This is a genomic window from Clostridium thermobutyricum DSM 4928, assembly GCF_002050515.1.
In the GTDB taxonomy this organism is placed as follows: domain Bacteria; phylum Bacillota; class Clostridia; order Clostridiales; family Clostridiaceae; genus Clostridium; species Clostridium thermobutyricum.
This window is the reverse complement of the sequence record NZ_LTAY01000037.1, coordinates 152,378-164,113: the sequence shown is the minus strand read 5'-3', so window position 1 is coordinate 164,113 and position 11,736 is coordinate 152,378. Positions and strand designations below refer to the sequence as shown.

Here is an 11,736-nt window from a genome sequence, read left to right as displayed (position 1 = left end):
CTTTGGAGCTTTCCTTGTGAAATAATAGTAGCTAGGAACGGTTTTAAATCGTTAATTAATTAAGTGCATAGAAAATAGTATAATTTTCTATGAATAAAGGTGGTACCACGAGCTTTCGTCCTTTCATAGGATGAAAGCTCTTTTTATTTTATAAAACTAGGAGGAATTTAGATGTCAGAAATAAATAACCTTCAAACTACTTATAGTCCTAAAGAGTTTGAAGATAGAATTTATAAAAATTGGGAAGAAAAAAAATATTTTACGCCAAAGGTAGATAAGAGTAAGAAACCTTATTCAATAGTTATGCCACCACCAAATATAACTGGTAAACTTCATTTAGGTCATGCACTTGATAATACACTTCAAGATATGCTTATAAGATTTAAAAGAATGCAAGGTTATTCAACTTTATGGTTACCAGGACAAGATCATGCTTCAATTGCAACAGAAGTTAAAGTTGAAAATGAACTTTTAAAGCAAGGTCTTAAAAAGAAAGAAATGGGTAGAGAAGCTTTCTTAGAAAAAGTTTGGGAATGGACAGATGAATATAGAGAAAGAATAAGAACTCAACTTAAAAAAATGGGTTGTTCTGCTGATTTTACAAGAGAAGCATTTACAATGGATGAACATTTAGATAAAGCAGTAAAACATGTTTTCGTTAAGTTATATAATGAAGGACTTATATATCAAGGAAATAGAATAACAAATTGGTGTCCTAAGTGTCAAACTGCTCTTTCAGATGCAGAAATAGAATATGAAGAAAAAGAAGGACATTTTTGGCATATAAATTATCCTTTAGCTGATGGTTCAGGATATTTAGAAATAGCAACAACAAGACCAGAAACTTTACTAGGAGATACAGCAGTTGCAGTAAATCCAGCTGATGAAAGATTCAAGCATTTAATAGGAAAAACTCTTATACTTCCACTTGTAAATAGAGAAATTCCTATAGTTGGTGATGATTACGTTGATTTAGAATTTGGAACAGGAGCTGTAAAAATAACACCTGCTCATGATCCTAATGATTTCCAAGTAGGAAAGAGACATAACTTAGAAATTATAAGAGTTATGGATGATAAAGGAATAATAAATGAAAAAGGTCTAAAATATCAAGGTATGGATAGATATGAAGCTAGACGTGCTATGGTAAAAGATCTTGAAGATTTAGGACTTTTAGTTAAAGTTAAACCTCATACACATAATGTAGGAACACATGATAGATGTGGAACTGTTGTTGAGCCAATAATCTCAAAACAATGGTATGTAAAGATGGAAAGTCTTGCAAAACCAGCAATAGAAGTTGTAAAAAATAAAGAAACTAAGTTCATACCAGAAAGATTTGAAAAAACTTATTTTAACTGGATGGAAAACATTCAAGATTGGTGTATTTCAAGACAATTATGGTGGGGACATAGAATTCCAGTATGGTATTGTAAAGACTGTAATGAAATAATTGTTTCAGAAACAGAAGTATGCAAATGTTCAAAATGTGGAAGTGAAAACTTAGAACAAGAAACAGATGTATTAGATACTTGGTTCTCATCAGCATTATGGCCTTTTTCAACTTTAGGTTGGCCAGAAAAAACAGAAGATTTAGAGTACTTCTATCCAACAAATACTCTAGTTACAGGATATGATATAATATTCTTCTGGGTTGCAAGAATGATATTTAGTGGAATTCATAATATGGATAAGAGTCCATTTGAAAATGTTCTTATACACGGAATAATAAGAGATTCTCAAGGAAGAAAAATGAGTAAATCTCTTGGTAATGGAGTAGATCCATTGGAAGTAATAGAAGAGTATGGAGCTGATGCATTAAGATTTATGCTTGTTACAGGAAATGCTCCAGGAAATGATATAAGATATTATCCTGAAAGAGTTGAATCAGCTAGAAACTTTGCAAATAAAATTTGGAATGCATCAAGATTTGTTATGATGAATCTTGATAGAGAACTTATGGATGAATTTAAAGATTCAAAAGAATATACTTTAGCTGATAAATGGATATTATCTAAAATGAATACTCTTATAAAAGAAGTAACAGAAAATATGGATAAATTTGAACTTGGAATTGCACTTCAAAAAGTTTATGATTTCATGTGGACTGAGTTCTGTGATTGGTATATAGAACTTGTTAAACCAGTATTATATGGTGATGATAGAAAAGCAAAAGGTATAACATTTAATGTTTTATATACTGTATTAGAAACAGGATTAAAATTATTACATCCAGTAATGCCATTTATAACAGAAGAAATATTTACTCACTTAAATGATAAAGAAGAAACTATAACACTTTCAGCTTGGCCAGAATACAAAGAGGAATTAAATGATTCTAATGCAGAAGAAAATATGGCATATGTAATAGAGGGAATAAAAGGTCTAAGAAATGTAAGAGCTGAAATGAATGTACCACCTTCAAGAAAAGCAAATGTAATTTGCTATATTGGAGAAGAAGCTAAAGAAGCATTCTTAAATGGTAAAGGGTATATAGAAAAGCTTGCATCTGCAAATGAAGTAACATTTATAGAAGATAAAAAAGAAGTTCCAGAAAATGCAGTATCACTTGTAGTAAAAGGTGGAGAATTATTTATGCCACTTCTTGACTTAGTTGATAAAGAAAAAGAACTTGAAAGATTAAATAAAGAGCTTAAAAAATTAGAAGGCGAAATCGAAAGAATAGATAAAAAACTTTCAAATGCTGGTTTCGTAGCTAAAGCTCCAGAAGCAGTAGTTAATGGAGAAAAAGAAAAAAGAGAAAAGTATGTTCAAATGTTAGAAGCAGTAAAAGTTAGAATAAATGCATTAAATTAATAAATAAAAAAGGTAGATTTAAAATCTACCTTTTTTTATTATATTTCTCCAAACATTTTTTTAGAGAAATTTTCTCCGAATTCATTTAATTGTTTAATTTGATCTTCAGAAGCTCTGAATTTAATAGCAAATCCATCAGCTACTAGTTTCATTTTTAGTTCTTTTAATCTATTATCCATTCTAGGAACTGCTTCTCCGCTCCATCCATAAGAACCGAATGATGCTGCAAATTTACCACCATGAATAATAGGATTTAAATTTGCCATAAGAATTCTAATTGGAGGTAATAATTCATTAACTATAGTAGGAGAACCAAATAATATACCATCTGATTCTTCTATATCTTTAATTATATCTGCAGTTTCATGATAAATTACATCATATAGTTTAACTTCAACATTATGATTCTTCTTTATACCATCTGCTATAGCTTTTGCCATTTCAGCAGTATAACCATAAGCACTAACATAAGCTATAGTAACTTTTTTATCACCATTTATAGAAGGTTTAACTGGTGTACTCCATTCTTTGTAGATATTTACTATTTCCATAGGATTATCTCTTAATACTGGACCATGACCAGGACAGATAACATCTATATCTAAATCTTTAATCTTATTTATAGCTTTAAGAACAAATGGTTTAAATGGTCCAAAGATACAATCATAATAATATCTAAGAGCTTCTAAATAATCTTCTTTGTTTTCAACTAAATCATTAAATACATTTTCACTTGAGTAGTGGCTTCCGAAAGAGTCACAAGTTACTAATACATTGTCCTCTTTTATATAAGTATACATAGAATCTGGCCAATGTAAAAATGGAGCAGAAATAAATTTTAATGTTTTATTACCAAGAGATAGTTCATCACCATCTTTAGCTATTATATAATCAAAATCTCTATTTATAATTTCTTTTAAGTAGTTTATAGCTTGAGAAGAACCAACTACTTTAGCTTTTGGAGAAAGCTCTAATATTTTTCCAACTGATCCAGCATGGTCAGGTTCAGTATGATCAACAACAATATAGTCAATTTCATTTTCTTTTATTCCTAAACTTTGAAGAGTTTTTAAATATTCATCAAAGCATTTTTCTTTAACTGTTTCAAAAAGCGCTGTTTTTTCATTTCCTTTAACAAGATATGAATTATAAGTTGTTCCAAATTTTGTATACATTATAATATCAAATACTTTTAAGTTTGGGTCTAAAGCACCAACCCAATAAATATCTTTCTTTATTTCTTTAAACTTCATCCTAAACACCTCACAAATAATAATAATAAATTTTATTAAACAATAATACTTATTACTCAAATAAGTATAACAAATTTTATCAGTTAAGTAAACAAACTATTAAAGTAAAATTTAAATTAGATAAAAAAGCAAAAATATTTTATAGTATTATTATAAACCTTTATTTAGATAATATTTTGGTTTAAAATGTTAAGTAAGTTAAATTTATATTTGATATTTGTGAATAAAATACTAATAAAATGTGGAGGAGAAATTATGAATTATGTAGAAGCAATGAATTATATACATAAAGTTGGAAATTTTGGTTCTAATTATGGATTAGAAAGAGTAGAGAGATTATTAGAATTATTAGGAAATCCACAAAAGAATTTAAAAGTAATACATATAGGTGGAACAAATGGAAAAGGTTCTACTACAGCTATGATAACTAAGATGTTAATGGAAGAAGGATATAATGTAGGAATGTATACATCACCTTTCTTAGAAGAGTTTGAGGAAAGAATTCAAATAAATAGGAATAATATAGAAAAAGACAAGTTAGCATTTTATGTTGAAAAAATAAAAGATGTAGTTGATATTGTAAAAGAAGAAGGATTAGGCAATCCAACAGAGTTTGAAATAATAACTTGTATAATGTTTAAATATTTTTATGATGAAAAAGTAGATTATGCAGTAGTTGAAGTTGGATTAGGTGGAAGATTAGATGCTACAAATGTAATAAATCCAATAATATCAGTTTTAGCTTCGATTAGTTTAGATCATATGAATATACTTGGTAATACTATTGAAGAGATAACAAGAGAGAAATGTGGAATTATTAAAGAGGGAATAAAAGTTATAACATATCCTCAGATTAAAAATGCTATGGAAATAATAGAAGAGACTGCAAAGGCTAAAAATTCAAAATTAATAAAATTAAATGCTGAAGATAGTAAATTTATAAATATAGAAAAAATAAATGGTAGAGTATATCAAAAGATATTAATTAAAGGATCTATTAAGGACTATATTTTGAATATGAGTTTATTAGGAAAACATCAAATTTTAAATGGATTAGTAGCAGTTAGAGTTGTTGAAGAAGTATTAAGTTTAGAAAATAAAGAGCCTAAGAACATAGAGAGGGCTATGGAGAACGTAGTTTGGAATGGTAGATTAGAAACTCTAGGAGAAAGTCCAACAGTAATTATAGATGGTGCTCATAATATAGATGGAATATCTAGATTAAAGGAAAATATAGAAACATATTTTAAATATAATAAAAAATATTTATTAATTGGTATATTAGCAGATAAACAAGTAGAAGAGATGATAAAATGTATTGTTCCAGGTTGTGAAGAAATAGTAGCTCTTACTCCTCATAGTGAAAGAGCTGAACTTGCAGAAGAATTAAAGACAGAGATAGAAAAAATAAATAAAAATGTGGTAAGTTTTAAAAGCTATGAAGATGGATTTAAATATATATATGATAAAGCTAACAAAGATGATTTAATAATTGCAACTGGATCTTTATATATGATAGGAGAAATGAGAGGAATAATTAGAAAAAGTTTAAATAGAAAATAAATAAAAAGAGTTAACTTTTATATTTGTAAAGTTAACTCTTTTATTTTATTTATTTTTTAATTCCTTTAAAGCTATTGATAATTGATCTGGACAAGAAGTATCCTTATTTCCGCATTTAATACCTTGTAATTTTTCAATAGCAGAATCAATATTCATTCCTTTAACAAGAGATGATATTCCAAAAAGATTACCTGGGCAACCTTTTATAAATTCTACTGATTTTATAATATCTCCTTCAGTTTCAATATGGATTTCAGTTGAACAAACTCCTTGTGTTTTATATATAAACATTAGTACCCCTCCTAAAAATATTTACTAATATATTATAATTCTATATACAAAAATAATAAAGGAGAAAAATGGAGTATTTTGTTCCCATAAGTAATTTTTTCACATACAATAGATTAAATGAAACTTCCAAATTTTAAGGAGAAATAAATACTATGAAAAATATTATTGTGTGTAATACTGATAATGATAGTTTAACCAGAATTAATATTGATAGAATGAGTGTGGACACATTGCCCTTAAAGCTTGGGGGAGAGAAGATTGGGCCTATAAGTATTGATGTGAGAGGCGAAAGGGGGGTAACAGCAAATTGCTATTCAGATAGCATAACTTTTATAAATACAAGAAAATTTATAGAAGAAGATAATTTTTTAATAGGAAAATATCCTAATGATATTAAATGGAGAGATGACTATATTTATGTAACATGTGGAGATTCGAATTCATTAATAATCTTTAATGAAAAAGAAAAGAGAATAGATTTTGAAATAAAAGTTGGAGATTATCCAAATTCTATTTCAATAGATAGTGAAAAAAAATATGTATATGTATCTAATATGAATAGTAATAGTATAACTATAATAAATAATGAGACAAAAAAAGTTGAAAGAGAAATATATTTAAAGAATTCTCCAACAAAAATATATTTATCAAAAGATAAGAAAAACATATATGTCTGTGAAAATACATTTGAAGAGAATATGGAAGGAAAGCTAAAAATTTATTCATTAAATGATTTTTCTCTTTTAAATGAATATAATATCGGAGCGTTTCCAATTGATATATTTGAGAAAGATGGTTTTGTGTATTCGGCTAATTTTGGAGATGGAAGTATAAGAGTAGTAAATTTAAAAAATAAAGATAGTTATAAATTTATATTAGGAGGTATGCCCAGAGAAATACTTAAAATAGATGAAAATATTATTGTTTCTGATTATTATTCAGGAAGAATATTTATAATTGATGAAAATACTATGCATAAAAAAATCATTGCATTAGGAAATTAGCCTAGTGCAATGATTTCTATTAATTTTCTTCATTGAATAGAAGCTTAATTATTTGATTATAAATTTCAGAAGGATTTTCTTGCCACTTATTGCAAACATAAGTGGCTTGTTTTTTTGTTGGAACTGAAAGTTTAAGGTCAATTAATGGAGAATCATCCTCAAGAGCTTTTATATGAATTAAAAAATTATTATTTTTAGTTATTGTATAATCGCTATGTATGGTTAATTCTTTTTTTATAAGATCTATATGAGACTTTATATATTCAGTTATTGAATTTAATTTTGAAGCGGATATTCTATCTTTAAAAAATGAAAGAACATTTTCACCTTTTTCAGTTAATCTTATTAGGTTTTTATCTGAAACTTCAATATAATTTATAAATTGGGCTTCAAGAAGCTCACTTATATATTGCTGTAGAGTAAAATAATTAATGAAACTATTTTCTAAAATAATCTCAGTTAGTTGAGAATTAGTAATTGGTTGTTTAAGTACTTTTAATATATATAAAACCAATAACTTATTTTCAGCTAATTCTAAAGAACTTTCTTCATGCATACTAAAACCTCCACTTTATTTTGAAAATATATAGTAATTATAGCATAAATTTTTATATAGTGTAATTTAGTACTAAATAAAAATTTAGTTAATATAATGTAATATAGTAATTATATAAGAGGAAAATATGAAAATTATAAAAGGAATTAGTTTATTTTTTTGTATAATATTATTTTTAGTTATCGGAATAAAAGTAAAAAGTAATATAAAATTAGTAAACGATATAAATATAATAAAAAAAGAGCCGATATATAAAATAGATACAGAAAAAAAAGAAGTTTTTCTTACCTTTGATATAAATTGGGCAGAAAAAGATAATACTTATAAAATTTTAGAGATTTTAGAAAAGCATGATGTTAAGGCAACATTTTTTATCATGGGGAAATGGATAAAATATCCTGATGGAAATTTACCTAAACTAAAAGCTATAGTAGAAAAAGGACATGATATAGGAAACCATAGTTATGTTCATCCTGATTTTACTCAGATATCAAAGGAAAGAATGGAAAAAGAAATAAAAGACACAGAAAACATATTAAAAGAATCAGTAAATGTAGATACAAAATTATTTAGATTTCCAAGTGGAGCATTTTCAAAAGAAGCTGTTGAAAAGGTTTATAATTTAGGATATATTCCAGTTGGATGGGATGTTGATTCAAAGGACTGGTTAAATGAGGGGGCTGAGAAAGAGTATAAGAATGTGAAAAGTAAAATAACAAATGGTTCAATAATTTTATATCATAATAATGGAAAATATACTCCAGAAAATATAGAAAGATTAATATTAGAATTAAAAAATGAAGGATATGAATTTAACTGTTTATCAAAAAAGTTAACTAAATAGACATAAAAGAAATAAAAATGAAATAAATTTTAAAAAATATTGATAAATAAGTTCATGATGTATTATAATGGAAATATATTTGTGTTGGGGTTTATAAGAGCACAAATCTTTTAGTACAAAGGGAGAGAGGGGTTACAATGGATAATTTAATGTTAAACAATAAGATTTACTTAGAAGGAAAGATAGTTTCAGAAAAAAAATTTAGTCATGAAATGTATGGGGAAGGTTTTTATACTTTTGATTTAGAAGTTATGAGATTAAGTGATTCAGTAGATATATTAAATATAACTGTTTCAGAAAGACTTTTAACAGGAGTAGACATAAGTGTGGGAACTGAAGTAGTTGTTGATGGGCAGCTAAGATCATACAATAAATTTATGGATGGGACAAATAAGCTTATATTAACTGTTTTTGCAAGAAATATAGAGCCTTGTTTAGAAAGAAGTAAAAATCCAAATGAAATTTATTTAGATGGTTATATTTGTAAAGAACCAGTATATAGAACAACTCCATTTGGAAGAGAAATTGCAGACGTTTTATTAGCAGTAAATAGAGCTTATAATAAGTCAGATTATATTCCTACTATAGCTTGGGGAAGAAATTCAAGATTCTGCAAAATGCTAGAGGTTGGAGATAATATAAGAATTTGGGGTAGACTTCAAAGTAGAGAATACCAAAAGAAAATTTCTGACACAGAAGTTATAAAAAAGGTTGCATATGAAGTTTCTATATCAAAAATGGAAAGAGTTAGAGATTCTGAAGAGAGTACAGATGCAGTTCTTCAAAATAATGAAGAAGGAGCAGTATAAAATAAAGCAAGTACAATATTGTACTTGCTTTTTTATTATTTTCTTAAATCATCTAAAAGTTGTGTTTTATCTTTTGTTTTATCATCAACAGATTTTATTATTTTTGCAGGAGAACCAGCTACTACTACTCCAGCAGGAACATCTTCAGTAACAACAGAACCTGCTGCAACAACAGCACCATCTCCGATTTTTATTCCTTCTAGAATAACAGCATTAGCTCCTATTAAAACATTATCTCCTATTTCACATGGTGATTTACTTGGTGGTTCAAGAACACCAGCAACAACAGCACCTGCTCCTAAGTGAACATTTTTTCCTAGTTTTCCACGAGCACCTATAACAGCATTCATGTCAACCATAGTTCCTTCACCAATTTCAGCACCTATGTTAATAACTGCTCCCATCATAATAACAGCATTTTTACCAATTGCAACTCTATCACGAATTATAGCACCTGGTTCTATTCTTGCATCAATTTCTTTTATGTCAAGCATAGGGATAGCAGAGTTTCTTCTATCATTTTCAATTCTAAAATGTTTAATTTTATCTTTATTATCAAGAATTACTTCTGTAAGTATGTCTGATTCACCAATTAATATATAGAAGTTATCAGTTCCATACCATTCTATCTTATCTAAGTTAGCATCTTTAAGATTACCATTAACAAAAATCTTAAGAGGTGTAGATTTTTTAGTTTCTTTTATGAATCTTGCGATTTCATATGGATCAGTAAAATTATATTCCATAGTATCATCCCTTCTAATAATGTCGAATATTTATATATGTATTTAATTATAATAAAAAGTCAGCTTTATTTAAAGAGGTAAACGAAAAAAAATCGCATTTGCGAGTATAGTGGTAATAATGTAAAATAATCAAAAGGAGTGATAAATATGAAGTTAGAAAAAGGATTAGTTCAAATATATACTGGAAATGGAAAAGGAAAAACTACAGCTGCTATAGGTCAAGGAATTAGGGCTTATGGAAATGGGCTTAAAGTAAAAATGCTACAATTTTTAAAAGGTGGATATACTGGAGAATTAAAAACAATAGAAGAACTTGGAGAAAATTTTAAAATATATAGATTTGAAACTAAAAAAGATTTTGTTTGGAATTTAAATGAAGAACAGATAGAGCTTTTAAAAAAAGAAATAAGAATGGGGTATAATTTTATATTAGAAAGATTAGAAAAAAATGATACAGATGTCCTTATAATAGATGAAATTATGGGAGTTTTAAAAAATAAATTTTTAACTGAAGAAGAAGTACTATACATAATAGAAAATAAACCAGAAAATATGGAGATTATAATGACAGGTAGAAATGTTCCAGATAAAATAGCTGAAAAAGCAGATTTAGTTACAGAAATGAAAATGATAAAACATTATTATGAAAAGGGGATTCCAAGTAGAAAGGGGATAGAATTTTAATGAATGAAAATGTTAAATCAGTACAAATATCAGGAATAAGAAAATTTTATAATGAGGTAGTAAAAGTTAAAGATGCAATTTCATTAACATTAGGTCAACCGGATTTTAATACACCTAATTGTATAAAAGAAGAGATGAAAAAAGCTATAGATGAAGATAAAACAACTTATACTCCAAATGCTGGGATAATCCAATTAAGAGAAGAAATATCAAAATATTTAAAAACTTTAAATATAAATTATTCAAAAGAAGATATATGTATAACAGTTGGCGGAAGTGAAGGATTATATTCTGTATTTCAAAGTTTAGTTAATCCAGGAGAAAATGTATTAATACCTACTCCTGCATATCCAGCTTATGAAAGTATAGTAAAAATAATTGGTGGAAAAGTATTTAATTATAAGTTAAATGAAGACTTTTCTCTTAACATAGAAGAAATAGAAAGAAGTTTAGATGAAAGCAATTCAAAAATTTTAGTACTTTCTTTTCCAACAAATCCTACAGGTGCTATTTTAGATAAAGAAGGAAGAGACAAGTTAATTAAATTAATTAAAGATAGAGAAATAATAGTTATAACTGACGAAATATATGCATCTATAATTTATGATGACTATTATTCAATTGCACAAGAAGATGAAATTTTAGATAAAGTAATATATATAAGTGGATTTTCAAAGATGTTTTCAGCAACTGGACTTAGAATTGGATATGTATGTGCTAAAAAAGATTTAATGAATGAAATAATGAAAGTACATCAATATGGAGTATCATGTGCAACATCTATAGTTCAATATGGAATGATTTCAGGTTTAAAAAATGGAGTAAGTGAAGTAGAGAAAATGAAACAAGAATTTAAGAATAGAAGAGATTTTGTTTGTGAAAGACTTACTAAAATGGGGTTAGAACATACAGTACCTAAAGGAGCTTTTTATGTATTTCCATCAATTAAAAAATTTAATTTAAGCTCATATGAGTTTTGTATGAAATTGTTAAATGAAGAAAAAGTAGCTTGTGTACCTGGAGAGGCTTTTGGTGAAGGTGGAGAAGGATATATAAGAATATCTTATTGCTATTCAATAGAAGAATTAAAATTAGCTTTAGATAAAATAGAGGATTTTATAAAGAGATTATAATATATAAAATTATGTTATTAAAATAAGACTAGGATA

The 11,736-nt window shown here is 26.9% G+C and carries 11 protein-coding genes and 1 other annotated feature (1 of these 12 running past the window's edge); of the genes, 7 read left to right on the top strand and 4 right to left on the bottom strand.

Features of this window, described 5'->3' with window-relative positions:
• Positions 1-126 (top strand) — a binding site (T-box leader) (it extends 93 nt beyond the left edge of the window).
• A 45-nt stretch (positions 127-171) separates the two neighbouring features.
• The gene (locus CLTHE_RS07865; protein WP_080022757.1) at positions 172-2,817 is read left to right on the top strand and encodes a valine--tRNA ligase; all 2,646 of its coding nucleotides are present in this window, start codon (positions 172-174) and stop codon (positions 2,815-2,817) included.
• Between the two features lie 38 nt (positions 2,818-2,855).
• On the opposite strand, the gene CLTHE_RS07860 is transcribed toward CLTHE_RS07865, so the two are convergent.
• On the bottom strand, positions 2,856-4,070 hold the full coding sequence (locus tag CLTHE_RS07860) for an FprA family A-type flavoprotein (RefSeq protein ID WP_080022756.1): 1,215 nt from the start codon (positions 4,068-4,070) through the stop codon (positions 2,856-2,858).
• Between the two features lie 255 nt (positions 4,071-4,325).
• Between CLTHE_RS07860 and CLTHE_RS07855 the strand changes: the two genes are divergently transcribed.
• On the top strand, positions 4,326-5,633 hold the full coding sequence (locus CLTHE_RS07855; protein WP_080022755.1) for a bifunctional folylpolyglutamate synthase/dihydrofolate synthase: 1,308 nt from the start codon (positions 4,326-4,328) through the stop codon (positions 5,631-5,633).
• A 45-nt stretch (positions 5,634-5,678) separates the two neighbouring features.
• On the opposite strand, the gene CLTHE_RS07850 is transcribed toward CLTHE_RS07855, so the two are convergent.
• Positions 5,679-5,924 (bottom strand): TIGR03905 family TSCPD domain-containing protein, encoded by a 246-nt coding sequence (locus tag CLTHE_RS07850; protein WP_080022754.1) that lies wholly within the window; start codon positions 5,922-5,924, stop codon positions 5,679-5,681.
• Between the two features lie 152 nt (positions 5,925-6,076).
• On the opposite strand from CLTHE_RS07850, the gene CLTHE_RS07845 reads away from it, so the two are divergent.
• On the top strand, positions 6,077-6,928 hold the full coding sequence (locus CLTHE_RS07845) for a YncE family protein (protein WP_080022753.1): 852 nt from the start codon (positions 6,077-6,079) through the stop codon (positions 6,926-6,928).
• Between the two features lie 19 nt (positions 6,929-6,947).
• On the opposite strand, the gene CLTHE_RS07840 is transcribed toward CLTHE_RS07845, so the two are convergent.
• Positions 6,948-7,484: a DUF4364 family protein gene (locus CLTHE_RS07840; RefSeq protein ID WP_002597640.1), complete on the bottom strand. Its 537-nt coding sequence runs from the start codon at positions 7,482-7,484 to the stop codon at positions 6,948-6,950.
• Between the two features lie 127 nt (positions 7,485-7,611).
• On the opposite strand from CLTHE_RS07840, the gene CLTHE_RS07835 reads away from it, so the two are divergent.
• The gene (locus CLTHE_RS07835; RefSeq protein WP_080022752.1) at positions 7,612-8,328 is read left to right on the top strand and encodes a polysaccharide deacetylase family protein; all 717 of its coding nucleotides are present in this window, start codon (positions 7,612-7,614) and stop codon (positions 8,326-8,328) included.
• A 137-nt stretch (positions 8,329-8,465) separates the two neighbouring features.
• On the top strand, positions 8,466-9,137 hold the full coding sequence (locus tag CLTHE_RS07830) for a single-stranded DNA-binding protein (protein WP_080022751.1): 672 nt from the start codon (positions 8,466-8,468) through the stop codon (positions 9,135-9,137).
• A gap of 35 nt (positions 9,138-9,172) precedes the next feature.
• Here CLTHE_RS07830 and dapD read toward each other — a convergent pair whose 3' ends face one another.
• Positions 9,173-9,883: a 2,3,4,5-tetrahydropyridine-2,6-dicarboxylate N-acetyltransferase gene (gene dapD, locus CLTHE_RS07825; RefSeq protein WP_002597643.1), complete on the bottom strand. Its 711-nt coding sequence runs from the start codon at positions 9,881-9,883 to the stop codon at positions 9,173-9,175.
• A 147-nt stretch (positions 9,884-10,030) separates the two neighbouring features.
• Here dapD and CLTHE_RS07820 point away from each other — a divergent pair, with 147 nt between their 5' ends.
• Both CLTHE_RS07820 and CLTHE_RS07815 read left to right on the top strand, forming a co-directional pair.
• Positions 10,031-10,567 carry a cob(I)yrinic acid a,c-diamide adenosyltransferase gene (locus CLTHE_RS07820; protein WP_002597644.1) on the top strand — a complete coding sequence of 179 codons (537 nt, stop codon included), beginning with the start codon at positions 10,031-10,033 and terminating at the stop codon, positions 10,565-10,567.
• Positions 10,567-11,700, top strand: a complete 1,134-nt coding sequence (locus tag CLTHE_RS07815) for a pyridoxal phosphate-dependent aminotransferase (protein WP_080022750.1) — start codon at positions 10,567-10,569, stop codon at positions 11,698-11,700. The genes CLTHE_RS07820 and CLTHE_RS07815 overlap by 1 nt, the downstream gene beginning before the upstream one ends.
• The last annotated feature ends 36 nt before the right edge of the window (positions 11,701-11,736 follow it).